Source organism: Streptococcus parasanguinis (genome assembly GCF_023109675.1).
Lineage (GTDB): Bacteria > Bacillota > Bacilli > Lactobacillales > Streptococcaceae > Streptococcus > Streptococcus parasanguinis_I.
In genome coordinates, this window is the sequence record NZ_JALDUR010000002.1 from 168,290 (window position 1) to 185,758 (window position 17,469).

At 39.8% G+C, this 17,469-nt stretch carries 22 protein-coding genes; 19 read left to right on the plus strand and 3 right to left on the minus strand.

Annotated features, from left to right (window positions below):
- The first annotated feature begins 1 nt into the window (after position 1).
- The 18 genes from M1G14_RS02410 (at position 2) to M1G14_RS02495 (ending at position 14,978) form a co-directional block, all read left to right on the plus strand.
- Positions 2 to 439, plus strand: coding sequence for a hypothetical protein (locus tag M1G14_RS02410; RefSeq protein WP_024054822.1), 438 nt, complete (start codon positions 2 to 4; stop codon positions 437 to 439).
- A gap of 18 nt (positions 440 to 457) precedes the next feature.
- Positions 458 to 898, plus strand: a complete 441-nt coding sequence (locus M1G14_RS02415) for a GNAT family N-acetyltransferase (protein ID WP_049483189.1) — start codon at positions 458 to 460, stop codon at positions 896 to 898.
- Between the two features lie 184 nt (positions 899 to 1,082).
- Positions 1,083 to 2,102, plus strand: coding sequence for a DNA/RNA non-specific endonuclease (locus tag M1G14_RS02420; protein ID WP_049506078.1), 1,020 nt, complete (start codon positions 1,083 to 1,085; stop codon positions 2,100 to 2,102).
- 119 nt (positions 2,103 to 2,221) lie between these two features.
- Complete coding sequence (locus M1G14_RS02425; RefSeq protein WP_141760623.1) at positions 2,222 to 2,398, plus strand: hypothetical protein; 177 nt, start codon at positions 2,222 to 2,224, stop codon at positions 2,396 to 2,398.
- A complete protein-coding gene (locus tag M1G14_RS02430; protein WP_023023568.1) occupies positions 2,398 to 3,009 on the plus strand; it encodes a Fic/DOC family protein in 612 nt (203 codons plus the stop codon). The genes M1G14_RS02425 and M1G14_RS02430 overlap by 1 nt, the downstream gene beginning before the upstream one ends.
- Before the next feature lie 253 nt (positions 3,010 to 3,262).
- A complete protein-coding gene (locus M1G14_RS02435; RefSeq protein WP_070845502.1) occupies positions 3,263 to 5,011 on the plus strand; it encodes a glycoside hydrolase family 13 protein in 1,749 nt (582 codons plus the stop codon).
- Between the two features lie 84 nt (positions 5,012 to 5,095).
- Positions 5,096 to 5,635 carry an RDD family protein gene (locus tag M1G14_RS02440; protein ID WP_049483183.1) on the plus strand — a complete coding sequence of 180 codons (540 nt, stop codon included), beginning with the start codon at positions 5,096 to 5,098 and terminating at the stop codon, positions 5,633 to 5,635.
- Between the two features lie 391 nt (positions 5,636 to 6,026).
- Positions 6,027 to 6,614, plus strand: coding sequence for an Ltp family lipoprotein (locus M1G14_RS02445; protein ID WP_049483180.1), 588 nt, complete (start codon positions 6,027 to 6,029; stop codon positions 6,612 to 6,614).
- Positions 6,602 to 6,937, plus strand: coding sequence for a hypothetical protein (locus M1G14_RS02450; protein WP_003006842.1), 336 nt, complete (start codon positions 6,602 to 6,604; stop codon positions 6,935 to 6,937). Before M1G14_RS02445 ends, M1G14_RS02450 begins: the two co-directional genes overlap by 13 nt.
- A gap of 150 nt (positions 6,938 to 7,087) precedes the next feature.
- Complete coding sequence (locus M1G14_RS02455; protein WP_049485929.1) at positions 7,088 to 7,399, plus strand: hypothetical protein; 312 nt, start codon at positions 7,088 to 7,090, stop codon at positions 7,397 to 7,399.
- A gap of 148 nt (positions 7,400 to 7,547) precedes the next feature.
- The gene (locus M1G14_RS02460; protein WP_229099231.1) at positions 7,548 to 8,324 is read left to right on the plus strand and encodes an Ltp family lipoprotein; all 777 of its coding nucleotides are present in this window, start codon (positions 7,548 to 7,550) and stop codon (positions 8,322 to 8,324) included.
- Positions 8,325 to 8,524: 200 nt separating this feature from the next.
- Complete coding sequence (locus tag M1G14_RS02465) at positions 8,525 to 9,412, plus strand: DUF4300 family protein (protein ID WP_049483176.1); 888 nt, start codon at positions 8,525 to 8,527, stop codon at positions 9,410 to 9,412.
- A 3-nt stretch (positions 9,413 to 9,415) separates the two neighbouring features.
- Positions 9,416 to 9,832, plus strand: coding sequence for a hypothetical protein (locus tag M1G14_RS02470; RefSeq protein WP_247926246.1), 417 nt, complete (start codon positions 9,416 to 9,418; stop codon positions 9,830 to 9,832).
- Between the two features lie 22 nt (positions 9,833 to 9,854).
- Positions 9,855 to 10,610: a CPBP family intramembrane glutamic endopeptidase gene (locus M1G14_RS02475; protein WP_049483172.1), complete on the plus strand. Its 756-nt coding sequence runs from the start codon at positions 9,855 to 9,857 to the stop codon at positions 10,608 to 10,610.
- Complete coding sequence (locus M1G14_RS02480; RefSeq protein ID WP_049523031.1) at positions 10,607 to 11,362, plus strand: CPBP family intramembrane glutamic endopeptidase; 756 nt, start codon at positions 10,607 to 10,609, stop codon at positions 11,360 to 11,362. The genes M1G14_RS02475 and M1G14_RS02480 overlap by 4 nt, the downstream gene beginning before the upstream one ends.
- Positions 11,363 to 11,520: 158 nt before the next feature.
- Positions 11,521 to 12,192: an ankyrin repeat domain-containing protein gene (locus tag M1G14_RS02485; RefSeq protein ID WP_049483168.1), complete on the plus strand. Its 672-nt coding sequence runs from the start codon at positions 11,521 to 11,523 to the stop codon at positions 12,190 to 12,192.
- A 187-nt stretch (positions 12,193 to 12,379) separates the two neighbouring features.
- Positions 12,380 to 13,888, plus strand: coding sequence for a glycerol kinase GlpK (gene glpK, locus M1G14_RS02490; protein WP_049483166.1), 1,509 nt, complete (start codon positions 12,380 to 12,382; stop codon positions 13,886 to 13,888).
- Positions 13,889 to 14,213: 325 nt separating this feature from the next.
- Positions 14,214 to 14,978: a (S)-acetoin forming diacetyl reductase gene (locus M1G14_RS02495; protein ID WP_049483164.1), complete on the plus strand. Its 765-nt coding sequence runs from the start codon at positions 14,214 to 14,216 to the stop codon at positions 14,976 to 14,978.
- 114 nt (positions 14,979 to 15,092) lie between these two features.
- On the opposite strand, the gene M1G14_RS02500 is transcribed toward M1G14_RS02495, so the two are convergent.
- The 3 genes from M1G14_RS02500 to M1G14_RS02510 all read right to left on the minus strand — a co-directional run bounded on the left by M1G14_RS02500 (position 15,093) and on the right by M1G14_RS02510 (position 17,035).
- Positions 15,093 to 15,335: a type B 50S ribosomal protein L31 gene (locus tag M1G14_RS02500; protein WP_003016441.1), complete on the minus strand. Its 243-nt coding sequence runs from the start codon at positions 15,333 to 15,335 to the stop codon at positions 15,093 to 15,095.
- Between the two features lie 161 nt (positions 15,336 to 15,496).
- Positions 15,497 to 16,045, minus strand: coding sequence for a lantibiotic ABC transporter permease (locus M1G14_RS02505; protein ID WP_239682951.1), 549 nt, complete (start codon positions 16,043 to 16,045; stop codon positions 15,497 to 15,499).
- A 45-nt stretch (positions 16,046 to 16,090) separates the two neighbouring features.
- A complete protein-coding gene (locus M1G14_RS02510) occupies positions 16,091 to 17,035 on the minus strand; it encodes a DHH family phosphoesterase (protein WP_049474861.1) in 945 nt (314 codons plus the stop codon).
- A gap of 148 nt (positions 17,036 to 17,183) precedes the next feature.
- Between M1G14_RS02510 and M1G14_RS02515 the strand changes: the two genes are divergently transcribed.
- The gene (locus M1G14_RS02515) at positions 17,184 to 17,453 is read left to right on the plus strand and encodes a TIGR04197 family type VII secretion effector (protein WP_049474993.1); all 270 of its coding nucleotides are present in this window, start codon (positions 17,184 to 17,186) and stop codon (positions 17,451 to 17,453) included.
- Positions 17,454 to 17,469: the final 16 nt, after the last annotated feature.

A 17,469-nucleotide genomic window follows, 5' to 3' on the forward strand; every position in this document is an offset into this window, starting at 1 on the left:
CATGTTAAAATCAAATAAGCTAATCATTTTTTTAATTTCTCTCCCCTTTCTGATGGTCATTGTTTTCTATTCTCTTAGTGAGCATCCTGGATATAGTGATGATGGGAATTTCGTCAGAAATCATGAGGCTACTATTAAGGAGGAGATCATCGCACACTTAGCTCAGGAAAAGCAAGACATAAAATCTGTGACGCTCTTACCAAATACTGCTAGAGGAGAGTATGATAATGGTGGTGATGTTAGTGGAAATTACCATATCTATTTTACAGCCTACGTTGATCATAATCGCGAGCGAACGATAAGCGTAGAACTATTCTTCCCAGATGCCAGCATTCCCCCTTTCACCTTGTTTCCTCCCAATCCTTATAAAGACAAGGGCAAAAAGATGTCCAATTGGTTGATTGGGAATATTGAAGTATCGGAAGAAACCTCTAAATAGAAATAAGAATAAGTAATAATGAATAGAATAGTAGATGATCAGATCACTCTTATACCTTATTATAGGAATGATGCCATCTCCCTTCTTTGGTATCAAGATAGTGATGTTTGCAAACAAGTGGATAATACTGATCAGATTTACGATATTACAAAACTTCATAAAATGTATGATTATCTAACTTCACATGGTTCTTGCTTTTATATCCAATATGAGGGAGTGTTAGTTGGAGATGTGACTCTTCAAGATAATTCAGAGCTTTCTATAGTGATCAGCAAAGAGTATCAGAATTTACAGATCGGAAGACGGTGTATTTCTGAAATGATACAGATGGCCAAAGAGAAAGAAATGGTTAGGGTAACTGCTCAAATTTATCCTTTTAATACTCAAAGTCAAAGAATGTTTTTGGCTTTGGGATTTCAGAAAGTAGATGAAGAGTGGTATGAATATAAGTTGATTTAGGAAAGCTGTGTATTATTTTATGTATTTAAATAATAGTCCGTATTTTATATACTAAAGAATATTAAAGTGAGAATAAACTCATTAAAAACATATAATTGAAATAGGAGAAGAAATTATCTATCTTCTATGTCTGTAACCGTTTTTTCTGCTATAATAATACTAGATAGTAATACGGGAGTTTATCATGGTTACAAAACGGTTTTTGAAAAATGTTATTGTTGCGATAGTCTCGGTTTTTATGTTCTTGGTCGTTGTTCAAGGGGCCCAAGCTCAGCAAACTGGACTCGATTACCAGAGTCTTCATCTACTGCCTTTTAATGGCAATAAGCAGCTAGTACTGGGGGATTTTGATCATTTGGGTCGTGCAACCTCCGCTCATATTCAGCTGCAGGACAAGGATGAGCCAAAGAAAAAAAGAGAACCACGTCTCAGCTATAATCCGGTTGGCTGGCACAATTATAAGATTGCTTATGGAAATAAAGGAAAGAAGGCCTGGTTGTTCCATAGAGGGCATTTGATCGGCTATCAGTTTAGCGGTCTGACCAATGAAGGGAAAAATCTGGTTCCTCTAACTGCCTGGACCAATACGGGGAATTATAAAGGGACAGCAGATAGCAATGTGGAGGGCATGCTCTACTACGAGAAACGACTCGATAGCTGGCTATCCACCCACCCCAATTATTGGCTGGACTACAAGGTGACTCCGGTCTATACGGGGGATGAATTAATTCCTCGGCAGGTGACCTTGCAATATGTAGGAATTGATCGAGATGGCAACCTTCTACCAATCAATTTAAGTAGTCCCAAAGAGTCAGTAGATGCTTATGGGATCACCACCGTTACCTTGGACAACTACTCTAAGAATGCGACCATTGACTATCTCAAGGGGACTGCCAAGCCATCTTTAGTGCCGACAGAACCAAGTAGTCAACCTCAACCTGCTAGTCCTTCTGTAGAGACGCAACCAAGTCAAGCCCCTCAACCGAGTCAAGCAGTAGAGCCAGTTCAGCCAGTCCAACCTGTCGAGCCTGCAGCACCAATTCCTCAACTAGCTCCAGTTGTTTATGTGGCCAGAAATGGGAGTGCGGATGTTTATTGGTATTCTAAAGATAGCATGCCACGAAATACCAACTTTGCGAAAGTAGTTGAAATGTCAGAAGAGCAAGCGCTAAGTCTTGGAAAGCGGCATACAAGTAAGGAATGAGTATAAGTTATTATGATAATGAGAAAGCCCAATCGCTGGGCTCTTTGTGTAGGGTAAGTACTAAATAGGAGAACTAAAATGATTGAAAATATGCTATAATAATAGGACGGAGGTAGAATATGACCTTAGATATAGATAAAGAAAAAATGATGATTATGGGTGTGATTTTTGACAACAAAAAGGTTTTTAAGAGCGTCTGGTTTGCTCTGAGCACCAATATGATTGAAGGATGGCATCCCACGGTAGAAGACGTGGAGCGACTGAGAGAAGAGGCAGTTGCATTAGGAGTTGGATAATGGTCAGAAAAATATATGATGGGTATGATTATATAGACCCTGATAATTTATACACCTATCCCCATTCATCTGTTCTCATAAATAAATTTAATGAGAAAAATGATAATAAAGCACGAGAATTAGAATATCGTTTAGTAGCAAGCCAAAGTTTAAAACTGTTTATTAATCCAATTGAAGTAAATACTGTTTCAGATATTTTAAAGATTCATAAGTTTCTTTTTGAAGGAATGTATACTTGGGCAGGTCAATACCGTCAAGTAAATATCTCTAAAAGTGGAAATGCTTTTATGCCAGTTCAGTCTTTTGATATGGCAGAAAAATTTTTAAATACCTTGCTTTCAAACTATTTACTTAACGCAAATAATAAAATTGAGATTTGTAAAAGTTTAGCTGAGATATTAGATAATCTAAATTATTTTCACCCATTTCGAGAAGGAAATGGTCGTACTCAACGAGAAGTTATCCGTTCTTTAGCTTTGATGAAAGGGTATGAATGTGAAATTTCAATTGGTTTAGATGATGATATCTATCACTTATATATGGATGGAACAGTTTATGGAGATACTAGTAAGCTCGAACAACTGTTCAATAAACTATTAACAGAAATATAGATCTGTAGTATATTTTAGTAGGAAACAGTATAAAGTGATGCTTATAAGGTAAAGTCATTGCTTCAACAAAAATCTTTAAGCCCAATTGCTGGGCTTTTTGTTTTGCAATACAATTATAAAAAGTGAGTAATCTAAAATGATCTCTCAGAATCTTGCAAACGTTTTTATAAAGTAGTATACTAGAAATAGTTTATGGAATCGTTTGCATAAATTGGTAAATGATGAAAAGAGAGTATAGTAGGAGACGAGACAGATGGAATTAACAGCGATTTATCACAGGCCTGAATCGGAGTACGCCTATCTTTATAAGGACGGCCAGCTTCACATTCGCATCCGGACCAAGAAAGAAGATATCAAACGAATTGTCTTGCACTATGGGGATCCCTTTATTTTTATAGAGGATCTTTATGAGGCAACTAAGGAAATGGACAAGGTGACGACAGACGACCTCTTTGATTATTGGCAAGTGTCGGTATCTGTCCGCCATGCCCGGATCCAGTACCTCTTTGAATTAGAGGACACAGCGGGAGAGAAGGTCTTGTACGGAGATCGGGGTGTGGCAGCCTACAACAAGGAGAACCTGGACTTCGTCATGAACGGTTTTAAGCTTCCCTTTATCCATGAGATTGATGGGTGTGCTGTTCCAGATTGGGTGGCTCAGACGGTTTGGTACCAAATCTTTCCTGAGCGCTTTGCCAATGGGAATCCAGCCATTTCCCCAGAAGGTGTTCGTCCTTGGGATGCCTCTATTGCTCCTCAAGTATTGGATTTCTTTGGTGGTGATTTGCAAGGGATCATCGATCACTTGGACTATTTGCAGGATCTAGGGATTACAGGGCTCTATCTTTGCCCGATTTTTGAATCGCCGAGCAATCACAAGTACGATACCATTGATTATTTTGAAATTGATCGACATTTTGGAGATAAGGAGACCTTCCGCCAGCTAGTGAAAGAGGCCCATGCGCGTGGGATGAAGATCATGCTGGATGCCGTCTTCAACCATATTGGCTATGATTCACCCCAATGGCAGGATGTGGTCATATACGGGGAGGATTCGATTTACAAGGACTGGTTCCATATCAAAGAGTTCCCTGTCTCCTCAGAAAATCTGTGGAATAGTCGCAACTTATCTTACCATGCTTTTGCCTTTGCGGGCTTTATGCCTAAGCTCAATACGGCTAATCCTGAGGTGAAGGCCTATCTCTTGAAGGTGGCGACTTACTGGATTGAAGAGTTTGATATTGATGCTTGGCGACTGGATGTGGCCAATGAGATCGACCATCAATTCTGGCGGGATTTCCGTAAAGCGGTCTTGGCCAAGAAGCCGGATCTCTATATCCTCGGGGAAATCTGGCATTCGTCCCAACCTTGGCTCAAGGGCGATGAGTTCCATGCGGTGATGAACTATCCCCTCTCTGAAAGTATCAAGGATTATTTCCTGCGGGGGCATAAGGAGACGCAACGCTTCATTTGGGAAATCAATAGCCAGTCCATGTATTACAGGCAGCAGATTTCTGAGGTGATGTTTAACCTCTTAGACTCCCATGATACAGAGCGCATCTTGACGACGGCCAAAGGGGATCTTCAGTCTGTCAAGTCTGCTCTCACCTTCCTCTATCTGCAACGGGGTACGCCTTGTATCTATTATGGGACGGAGCTAGCCCTCATCGGCGGCCCAGACCCGGATTGCCGGCGTGTCATGCCTTGGGAGCGCGTGTCAGCAGACAATGACATGCTGAACTTTATGAAGGACTTGATCCAGCTCCGAAAAGAAGTAGCGGGCGTTATCCAGCATGGTAAAGTGAGTCTGAAAGAAGTAGAGCCAGATGTAGTGGCAGTAGAATGGCAGCATGAAGGTCACATTCTCAAAGCCTACTTTAACCACTCTAAGAAAGAATTTGTATTAGAAAGAAGACAAGCAGATCTGATCAGCCATGGGACCATTTCCGATGATCGATTGATCATCCAACCAAATGGATTTGTTATTTATAGGGAAGATTAGTAAGAAAGAAGCCTGGAATCGAGAGATTGCGGGCTTCTTTTTATAAATAGTATCTTTATTCGCACCCTTATATTATAATAGGAGATGAGAAGGGGGGAGACGGTGATGAAGATGTTAGCAATCAATCCTATTTCGTTAAAAAAAAGAATGACAGAATTTCTGTTTGATTATCTTTTCATTTTAGCTTACCTAGTTCTTCTGTTTTTAGGTTCGATGCTTATTTACATCATCTTTTTTAATGGTGTCCCAGAGTTTACAGAAATTCAGTCGCAGTGGCTTGTATTTTTCACCTCTATTTTGCCAATCACGCTCCTTTTCACATTCTTTGATTATAAAAATGGTGGCAGTTTTGGGAAGGTAAAAGCGGGACTTGAATTGGTCTACCAGAAAAAAACAGTGCAGGCTAGCTTGATTAGAAATGTCATCAAATTTTTACCTTGGCAACTCGGTCATATGGGCACGATTCATGGTTTCTATAGTGATTTTGATGTGTTATCCATTATCCTCTCGTTTTCAGCAACTCTACTCGCAGTTTTGCTACTGGCAATGACAATGTTTAGAAATGATAAGAGGCATCTAGGAGACCTGCTAGCCCATACGCAAGTGCAACTAAAAGGTGACTAGGATGAAATGTTAGGCTGTCGATAAGAAAAAATGGAAACATAGCTAGGAAATAGGGCTATGAATGAGACTCTAGAATTCACAAATCTTTGTATGGTAAGAGACGGCGATAGAGTTCTTGTTATGGATCGTGAGAAAGAGTCTAGGCAAGGAATGACATTGCCTGGTGGTCCTGTCACAAATGTTGAGTCTTTTATGGAACCAACTCATTTTTTAACATCATTAAGAATGAGTTGCTATATTTAAACAGGGATTAATAAAACCGTTATTGAAGGATTCTATAGGAATTGTTTTGAGTGACTGGAGAAGTTAATTCTCCTAGTGTTGAGTGACAATATTGTTTTATTAAGCACAAAATAACAAATTAGACTAAAAACAAGTAAAGGTATTCATTATGAAAAAATTTTTGATATTTATTTTTACAATGTTTGGATTGATGTTAGGAATGTTAGCTATGATATATAATGAATATATTCGAGCTTATGAAGCGGCTCATCATAGATCAAGCTTTCCAGAACCGAAAGAAAATTTACTAGTACCAGTAAGTACAAGGGCATATGCAAAAGCTAAATCTTGGTCAGAGAAATCTCCTTTATCGAAGCAACAAATTAAAAATTATCTTACTAAGTATGGCAGGTATTCAGAGTATACTTCCCAGTCCGCTGTCAATAAGCTTAATATAGACTGGAAAGAGCAGGCTGTTTTAAGAGCAAAATCATATCAAAAGTTTCATTATTCAAAAGAAAAGTTAGTTGGGCAACTTGTAGATGTTGATCTATTTACTCCAGAAGAGGCTGACTATGCTATAGAAAAAGTTCATTTCGATTGGAAAGAGGAAGCTGTGAAAGAAGCGGAATCTTCTGCAAACGGTGGCAATATTTCGAAAGAAAGGTTATTAGAAATACTTGTTGAAAATAGAAAATTTACTCAAGAGGAAGCGGAGTACGCAATAGAACATGCTCAAGTAGATTGGTTAAATTAAACAATAATTTTACTATTGATTTGAAGAACTTAAAAGAGGCTGATGAATCTAAAATAGCTACGATAGAAAGTAATGAAAAGTGGCATAATGAAAATAAGGACACAATTTCTATTTATGATCGCTATTTGAACAGTGATGATTACAAAACAAGTCCAATGAAAAATATTCAAGATCAACTGAAAACATTTTTGATGGACCATCACTACTATGAGGTCGCTATTCCGCTGATTAGACAATTTAGTAAGAGTTACGATCATTATTATAAAAAACTAACTGAGGCAAGTGACTATTATTTAAAGCAAAAGGGTGATGCTCCACAGTAAATCGGAAATTAATATCCTTCATAAGATTTTACGATTAAGAGATAGAGTGAGGGATGACTTGCCCTTGCTCTATTTTTCGGTTCCTTTAGTTGTAGTTTTCACTACATAGGTGTATAATGTGTCCTTAGATAAACAAATGAGGAATTTACTATGGAATTAAAAGATTTTACAGAAAAAGAACAAGAACAAATCAACCAAGGTTTGAGTACAGCTGAGATTACTGATAAAGAAGCGGCGAAGAAGTTGCTCGCTTTAGTCCCGCAAGAATGGATCAAACGTATTCCATTCTTTGTCAGAGGGCATGCGACGACCAAGACAGTTGAGCGTGTAGCCAAGCAATCCCCTGAACTCTATGCCGTGGCTAAACGTCAAGGGGACCTTCCTGAAAAAGAAGGAGAAGAGCTCCGCAAGATTATGACAGCCATCTTTGAAGAAAAGATGAACAAACACAAGATTAAATAATCCTTTATTATTTTTTATCTCACATTGAACGAGTGATTGCAGTTGAAATGCAGTCACTTTTTTATTTACTAGCATAGAGACTTTTACACTAGTAAATAAAAATGAACAATATTTCATGGTATAATACTAATGAATGTAGTTCAAGAGGATGAAAGATTCCATTGGAAAAAAACAAGTAAAGGTAGTCATTATGAAAAAATTTTTGATATTTATTTTTACAATTTTTGGATTATTTGCAGGAATGCTAGCTCTGATGGCAATTGAGTATCAAATAAGTTATAATAAATGGATAAATTCACGTTCAGGATCACAGTTGACTAATCCTGTACAAAAATACTCTTCTTCAAGTGATGGAAATAAGGATGATTTAGAATCATCAAAACAAGAATACGCTTCTTCAAGTGATAGAAAAAATAAGGATGATTTAGAATCATTAATGAATATGTTTATGAAAAGACTATTTCCTCCAACTTTACTAGATCCAGATTATACATATGCATATGAAGAAGCTAAATCTTGGTCAAAAAAGCATTTATCGAAGGAGCAAATTAAAATTTATCTTACTAAGTATGGCAGCAGCTATTCAGAGGATGCTACTCAGTACGCTTTAAATAAGCTTAATGTAGACTGGAAAGAGCAAGCACTTTTAAGAGCAAAATCATATCAAGAGTTTCATTATTCGAAAAATAAATTGGTTGAGCAACTTATAAATATTGACAAATTTACTCAAGAAGAGGCTGATTATGCCATAGAACATGTTCATTTCGATTGGAAGGAGAACGCTGTGAAAGAAGCAGAATCTTCTTCAAACGGTGGCAACATTTCGAAAGAAAGGCTATTAAAAATACTTGTTGAAAATAGAAAATTTACTCAAGAAGAAGCTGAGTATGCAATAGAACATGCAAAAATAGATTGGTTGAATTAAACAATAGTTTTAATTTTGATTTTTATAACATATTGAAGAGCTGGACAATTTGCCAGCTCTTTTTGCTGTTTATTAACTTTTCTCATTTCGTAAAAAATAGTTGGAGCAAAGCCAGTTTTAAACTATAATATAGGAGAAGGATTATCAATATGAAAAATTTATGGTACAAATATTTTAATCAATAGAGAAGGAACCAATCTATGAAACCATCTAAAAAAATCATGCTCCTTACTAGCTGTGCTTTGGCGATCTTTGCTTTAGTAGCTTGTGGGACCAACCAAAAGCAATCCAAGGAAAAGAAGGAAACTTCCACTGTGCAGAAATCTAGTTCAGACAAGGAGCACTACAAGGGAACATACAGCAACCTCAATAGCAAGGCTAGTGTCGAAGAAGTGCGCACTCTCTTGTCTGCTTATTTGGATCAGGAGAGTGTAGACAAGTTTCTTGGTCTAGTAACGGACTATGATAGCATTGTCGGCTCGGTCGGTTTGACGGGTGACTTCAGCAAGTTCAAGAAAACAGACTACAATGTCGAGAAGATCAGTGACTTATGGACCAAGCAGAAGGGCGATTTTGTCGGGACCAACTGCCGGATCAATAGTTATACCTTGCTGAAGAATCGCATCGAGATTCCTAAGATGAAAGCGGATAGTGAACTCTTGTTCGTGGATAATGATGCCATTGACAAAGGGAAGATCTTCGATGAGGCAGACAAGGAAGTTTTTAACATTCTGTATTCACGGGTTCCGACAGAGGCGACAACGGATGTCAAAGTCCATGCCAAGAAGATGGAAGAGTATTTTTCAAACTTCAAGTTCAATGAAAATGCACGCATGCTTTCCGTTATCGTTCATGATAACCTAGACGGAAATACCCTTTTTGTCGGCCACGTCGGTGTCTTGGTTCCTGCAAAGGACGGCTATCTCTTTGTTGAAAAGCTAACCTTTGAAGAGCCTTACCAAGCCATCAAATTTGCGACCAAGGAAGATGTTTACAAATACTTGGAGACCAAATACCAGGACTACACAGGCGAAGGTCTAGCTAAGCCCTTTATCATGGACAATGAAAAATGGGTAGAGATGAAGTAGAAGATGAAAGACAGCGTGTTAGAGTTTAGAAAGATGATGGAGTATGCTCCAATTCTATATGTGCTAGTTTTCTTGCTCTTTTTCACTCTTCTCCTTATCTTGAGAAGAAGGGCAATCGCGAGACGTAGTGGTGGTCCCTTCTTTGCGCCCTTCCATATTAACCGTGAAATCTTCTATATCCATGTTGCTCTGTGTTTCAGTCGTCGCAGGATCCCACTGAAAGAGATCAAGCAAATCACCTATGCAATTTTTCGTGGACGATCTGGTGGTGGGGCTCGCTATGCTTTTTATATCGAGCTTAGAAATGGAAAGACTATTCCCTTCTTTTTTGGAAAAAGCAAGCGGAATGAAGAGCTAGTGGACAAGCTCAAACGAAATGCAGGTAGGTATGGGTTTAAGGTAGATAGCACTGGTAATTAATTGAAAGAAAAAGGAATCGCGAATGAATAGAAAGCAAGCCCTATCTATGTATTTGTTAGGGACCTTTGGTCAAGTATTAGGAGTCAGCCTTCTGGTTTGTTTTTTAAGAGCAGGAGGAGTCAAGGTTGATTTTACATCATCATTGGGGATCATCGCTGTTGCTTTAGCTGGCTTATCATCTGCTTTTTGGGGGAGTCTTGCTAGTATTGGCTACCATCAATCTAGTTTCAAACAAGTTCTCAAAGATTTTTTTCAAGTCAAAGACAGTTTATCTAATTATTGTTTAGTGCTCGTTTTCTTGCTGCTCGACTTTTTCCCCTTTATCTTTGGTGGTAAGATAACCACTCAATCGTTGGTCTTGCCAGTAGTACTCTTTTTTAAGGCTCTTCTTTTTGGTGGAGTTGAAGAAATTGGCTGGCGTTATTTCTTTCAGCCAACTTTGGAGGAAAAAATACCGTATCTTTCAGCTACTTTAATCACCTTTTTAGCCTGGTCTAGTTGGCATCTGTTATACTTCTACATTGATGGTTCTTTAGGTGTCATTCAGTTGCTTCCGTTTCTAGTAGGTTTGCTAATTAACTGCTTTATCTTATCGGCCTTGTATCATAAAACGCAAAATTTATGGCTCAGTGTCATGACCCATGCCTGTATCAATTCCTTGTCTCAGATTCTAGTGAATGAAGAGGTATGGCTATCTATCGTCAGTAAAATTCTTATTATTAGTTTAGCAATCTGGATTGCAAGAAAGAAGTATGTAACTGTAAAGGAAGAAAAATGAGCAAATTTATTTCAAAACAATCAGTCGCTATCTGGTATGCATTGACTGCCCTCCTTGCTACTTTTCTAGTAGGTCAAGTTATCCTTTTCTTTTTCCCAGATAGGAGTAGTTTGGGTGCCTCACTACTGTTTATCCTAATGAACTTGATTCCCATGATTGTGGCGGCTGTTTTTTCTCTGGTGTTGAGTGAAGTCAACTCCTTGGGTGAATTTTTCAAAAAGGTCTTTCTTCAAAAAGAAAGTCCCCTATCCTGGATCCTAGCATTCTTCATCCCCGTCATTTATTATGGGATTTCCATCCTGCTCATGAATGTTCGCTTTACTGGGAACTCCCTCTTGGCCTTCTTCCTTTATTTCCCCTGGACATTATTATATGGCGGTCTAGAAGAAGTCGGTTGGCGTTGGTTTTTACAAGATCATCTTTCCTTTAGTAAGCACTTTATACCTAAAATGATGCTTCTTTCCATTGTCTGGTTCCTCTGGCATATTCCTATCTATCAACTCCCTTGGATTACAGCAGGTTCGTCCAACTATCTCATCTTTTACCTGATGATTTTAGGGAATACCTTCCTATTTGGAGCGCTCAAGGAGTACTCGAAAGGTGCTGTTCCTTGTATCCTCGCTCACATGCTGATTGATAGTCTAGCTGTCCTTATGCTGGTTCAGAGTTCTCTTCCTCAGATTATCCTTCTGGTTATGTTCGAAATCCTAGTATCCTCTTGGCTAGTAGCAATACGAAAATCGGAAAAATAAAGTTTAACCTCTTTCTGTGAGAGTCTGTCATCTTCACCCTTTAGGACTTCAATGTAGAGTCCATAAAATGGTATAATCAGTTTAACGAAGAAACTAGAGGTAGGACCATAGTTTTAACACAGTCTGATATTTATTTACTAGGTAAGGGGGGAAAGACCATGCAAAAAACCTTTCAGTTATTGCGAAGAAGAGATATAGAGGGAGTCCGTCAGATATTGGATAAAAAGCCTGAAGAAGTCAATGCTGTTTCGGGTGACAAACCTAAAAGAGATCAAGGCCAATCCCTTCTTCAAGTCGCTATTAAATCGGGACATTTAGATATTGCGGACTTACTTATTGATAGAGGGGCAGATCTTAACTTTATTGAAGAACCTACAGAGCTGAATCCATTTTGTCAACCGGTTATCCAAACTGCCGGTGGAAGAGCTGTATTTGACTGCAGGCGCATGATCAAACGTTGGAATGGTCAATATGAGATGTATTCGTCTAAGGAAAAGGCTGACCAATCCTTCAAGGTTTTTAAAAAAATGTTAGAACTTGGAGCAGATATCTCTCAGAAGGATAGTCATGGGGGAACTTTATTGCAAACTATTTTAATAGAAACCAAGGAAGTGCTGCCATCTTATTATTGGAAAACAAAAGAAACCAGCGATAATGTCCTCATAACGGATGAATTACGACATGATTTAAATCGTATTTATGATCTATTAATTCGTTACGGTGTGACTGCGGACGAAATAGCTGTCTATCAGAAGATTCCTCTCAAAGAACTTTACCAAGACAGCCCTACCATGGAGTTCTTAAATCGGTTAGATCAGAGCAGATCTTGATAAGCATTTGAACTACTAGTTTAAAGAGCCTCGGGGCTCTTTTTGCTTGGTCTGATAGAGCTGGAAGTACTAGGAAAATGTTAGACCGAATTTTCTTTAAAAAATGGATACAAATCCATGATGAAATAGAGTATACTAGTTTATGAAAGAACAAGATTTTTAAGTACCTAATTCAGGAGGGCAGTTTATGTCTCAAGAAACTTTCATCATGGCGATTGACCAGGGAACCACTAGTTCGCGGGCTATCATTTTTAATAAAAAAGGCGAGCAAGTCAGCTCTAGTCAAAAGGAATTCACTCAGATTTTTCCGCAGGCTGGTTGGGTGGAGCACAATGCCAATGAAATTTGGAACTCGGTGCAGTCGGTGATTGCTGAGGTTTTTATTGAAAGTGGCATCAAGCCCAATCAAATAGAGGCGATCGGCATTACCAATCAGCGAGAAACGACAGTTGTTTGGGATAAGAACACGGGGCTTCCTATTTACAATGCCATTGTCTGGCAATCACGGCAAACTGCTCCACTGGCTGAAGAACTTAAAAACCAAGGCTATGTAGAAACCTTCCATCAAAAGACAGGTCTAGTTATCGATGCCTACTTTTCAGCGACTAAAGTCCGTTGGATTTTGGACCATGTTGATGGGGCGCAAGAGCTTGCGGAGAAGGGCGAATTACTTTTTGGAACCATTGATACTTGGTTGGTCTGGAAGCTGACGGATGGAGCTGCCCACGTGACAGACTATTCCAATGCAGCCCGTACCATGCTTTACAATATCAAGGAACTGAAATGGGACGATGAAATCTTAGAAATCCTCAACATTCCTAAAGCCATGCTTCCTGAGGTGCGGTCAAACTCTGAAATCTATGGCAAGACAGCGCCTTTCCATTTCTACGGTGGACAAGTGCCGATTGCAGGAATGGCGGGGGACCAGCAGGCTGCCCTCTTTGGCCAATTGGCCTTTGAACCTGGGATGGTCAAAAATACTTATGGGACTGGATCTTTCATCATCATGAATACGGGTGAGGAGATGCAGTTGTCAGAAAACAACTTGCTGACGACGATTGGTTATGGGATTAATGGTAAGGTCTACTATGCCCTTGAAGGATCTATCTTTATCGCTGGAAGTGCCATTCAATGGCTTCGTGACGGTCTGCGTATGATCGACAGTTCTCCTGAATCTGAAGCTTACGCTCTGAAGTCTCAGAACCAGGATGAAATCTATGTGGTCCCTGCCTTTACTGGTCTTGGAGCACCATATTGGAATCAAGAGGCGCGTGGTTCTGTCTTTGGGCTTACCCGGGGAACGACCAAGGAAGACTTTATCAAGGCAACCCTTCAATCCATTGCCTATCAAGTACGCGATATCATCGACACCATGCAGGTAGATGCAAAAACTCCTATCCCTGTCTTAAAAGTAGACGGAGGGGCAGCGAAAAATGATTACTTAATGCAGTTTCAGGCAGATATTCTTGGGATTGCGATTGCCCGCGCGAAAAACCTGGAAACAACGGCTTTAGGAGCAGCCTTCCTAGCAGGTCTGACCGTAGGCTATTGGAAGGACTTGGAAGAATTAAAATCTCTTCATGGAGCAGCCCAAATCTTTGAACCCAAGATGAATGAATCCCGAAAGGAAGAGCTGTACAAGGGGTGGAAGAAAGCAGTCAAAGCCACTCAAGTATTTGCGGAATCTGATGACTAAAGGGACCCATCAAACGAATAGTTTAAGAGAAGCCTTCGAAAGAAGGCTTTTTATGTAGCTTTTACAGAATAGAACAGTTATCTGTTTGGCTAAAAGCTTTACTCTATTTCACGCTTTCGTTCATTTATCACTAAATAAAAATATCATATAAATAAACTTTTTTTAAAAAATAACAGGCCAGAGTTTGACACTTTTTTCACAAAGGAGTATACTGTTAGCATAGTTTTGTCGGAAATTTATAATAGACCCCATCAAAACTAGTTGTCAACCCTTGCTGTTCTGATAGGAACGTTTGCTGGTATCGTTGATACCAAGGAGGAATCATATGTCTAAAGTAGCTATTGTCACAGGTGCTGGTCAAGGAATCGGTTTTGCAATCGCAAAACGCTTGGTGCAAGATGGCTTTAAGGTTGGAGTATTGGACTACAATGCTGAAACAGCTGAAAAAGCAGTTGCTGAGTTATCGGCTGAAAATGCTTTTGCGGTTGTTGCTGATGTATCTAAAAAAGAAGAAGTGGCTGCAGCTTTCCAAAAGGTTGTTGACCATTTTGGAGATTTGAATGTTGTCGTAAATAATGCAGGTGTTGCGCCAACTACACCACTTGATACAATTACAGAAGAACAATTTACACATACATTTGCTATTAACGTTGGTGGCGTGATTTGGGGTGCTCAAGCTGCACAAGCTCAATTCAAAGCGCTTGGCCATGGCGGAAAAATCATCAATGCAACTTCACAAGCAGGTGTTGTCGGAAATCCAAACTTGACTGTTTATGGTGGTACTAAATTTGCAGTTCGTGGTATCACACAGACTTTGGCGCGTGACTTGGCTGATTCAGGCATCACTGTCAATGCCTACGCACCAGGTATCGTCAAGACTCCAATGATGTTTGACATTGCCCATGAAGTTGGTAAGAACGCAGGTAAAGATGACGAATGGGGTATGCAAACATTCGCTAAAGATATCACTTTGAAACGTCTTTCTGAACCAGAAGATGTAGCAGCGGCTGTCAGCTTCCTTGCTGGACCTGACTCAAACTACATCACAGGTCAAACCATTATCGTGGATGGTGGTATGCAATTCCATTAAGATGAAAAAAGAGGTTGGGATCAACATCCTAACCTCTTATTTTGTGCGTTCACAATAAAAGAAACAGATATCAAAAAAACCACTCCCGAAAGGGAAGTGGTTCTGTGTTGGTTCTTATTTGAGACCGTATTTTTTGTTGAAACGATCCACACGTCCATCTGCTTGAGTGAACTTTTGACGTCCAGTGTAGAATGGGTGTGAGTCTGATGAAATTTCAACACGGATCAATGGGTAAGTTTCACCTTCGAATTCAACTGTTTCGCTAGAGTACTTAGTTGAACCGCTGAGGAACTTGTAACCAGTAGTAGTGTCCATGAAGACAACAGGGCGATATTCTGGATGGATATCTTTTTTCATTTTGCAATATTTCCTTTCTGCCATGGTCTCTTTCCGAGCCATAGATTGTTACTAAGCTAGTTTACCAAATTTCCAGGATCTTGACAAGTATTTTCACTAATTTTATTTAAATTAATGATCAAAAAAATCACCCTGTCTAAGCCAAGGTGATGATAATTTTATTATTGTTCAGATTGATTTGGATCTTTTGGTGCTTCCACTGGTTGATCAGCTTGTCCCTCAGTGTGTTCGTGTGTTTCTTTTTTGATTTCATTTACAGCAGTTTTTACAGTAGAAGTTGTCACGCGTCCAACAGATTGGGCAAATCCTTTACCAGATTCAGCAAGTTCTTCGAATGTTCCTTTAGTGATTTTACCACCTGACATCGCCAAGAGACCAGTTACAACAATAGCGATTGATGCGATTAAAGCAAGGATCAAACCAAAGCCAATTGAAACGCCATAACCATTGAAGTCAACAGCGTACTTGTTCACACCGAAGACATCGATCAATGTTACGATAGTTGAGAGAGCTCCTGCTACGATAACACCAATTGCAAAACCTTTTGGTAGTGAAGATTTTACATCGTTCAAGCAAGCAAGGACAATCGCAACGACTGCGAAGATAATAACAAACCATCCATCTCCGCGAAGGCCATTCCAGCTGTATGAACCAAAATTTCCAGCATTCAGGCTTGCCCATGGCAAGAAAGAGCTAAGAATCGCTACCACAAATGAATACCCCGTGACCAAGATAAAAAGGCTGAGAATCGGTTCTCAGCCTTCGTTCGTGCGAGCTACTTCTTGTAGCTCTTTGTAGATTTGGTCGTTTTCCTCAAGAGAGTAGGAGTTGGCTCCACTGGCTAGTGGATGGCCACCACCATTATGACGTTTGGCAATTTCGTTGATCACCTTTCGTTTGCTACGCATCCGGACACGGAAGTGACCGTCGGCCTGCTCGACAAAGATAGCCCAAACAGACACGGTATCAATGCGCCCAGGAGCCCCAACAATCGCAGCAGTCTCTGAATCACGTAGATCGAATTTCTTCAAGAGCTCTTGTGTCAAGGTCACACGCGCAGCACCATGTTCATCGATCTCAAGATGGTCATAGACATAGCCTTGAAGCTTAGCTGTTTTGAGATTGATCGTATCCATCTGACGAGCAAGGGCTGTAAAATCAAAGGGAATGCTTCGAAGAGTTGCAGCGATCTCAAAGGTCCGAGTCGAAGTAGCAGGATAAAGGAAGCGACCAGTATCGCCGACAATCCCAGCATAGAGAAGACGCGCAGCACTCACAGGAAGTTCAAGATCCAATTCCTTAGCAAAAAGTGCGATTAACTCACTGGTAGAGCTAGACTCAGTATCGACCCAAAGCAGATCGCCATAAGCATCGTCATTTGGGTGGTGGTCGATCTTGATCAGGAAATCACCATTCGTATAGCGCTTATCATCGATGCGGGGAGTATTAGCCGTATCACAGACAATCACCAAAGCTCCAGCATAGTCCTCGTCCTTGACCTCATCCATCTCAGCAAGCCAAGTCAAGGTCGGTTCATCATAGCCAGTTGCCAAGACCCGCTTTTGAGGGAATTGCGCACGCAGGAGATCCCGCAAGCCCACCTGGCTACCAATCGCATCCGGATCCGGATTCTGATGGCGGTGGATAATAATCGTGTCATAAGCTTGAATCTTTTCAAGAATTTCATTCATTACGTTCATACATTACCTCATTTTCTCTGTCAATTTTAACATAAGAAAGGCCCATCCAGCAAGCATTTATCACTAATTAGGAGCTATGGAAGCGGTTTTACAGAAGATCAATATTTTGGTAGAATGGATAAATAGATTTAGTATGGGAGGGACTAGGATGATTGAAATTAAAAGTAATGCTGATACGGCGCAAGAGTTAGCGGCTTCTTTAAAAAGTAGTGGAGATGCACTTTCGGGAGTTTCATCAGCTTCAAAAGATGAACAAACCAAACTATCTGGTAATGATGCGGCCCATCAAGCCATTGATACTGCTAAAACCAAAGCAGAAGAAATTGCAGCGGCGATTGAATCAATCGGGACCAACTTGCAAAGTGTTTCAATTGGATTTACAGCAGTGGATGAAGCGACTGCTGCGAGCATTCAATAGCTTGAAAGAGTAGGAA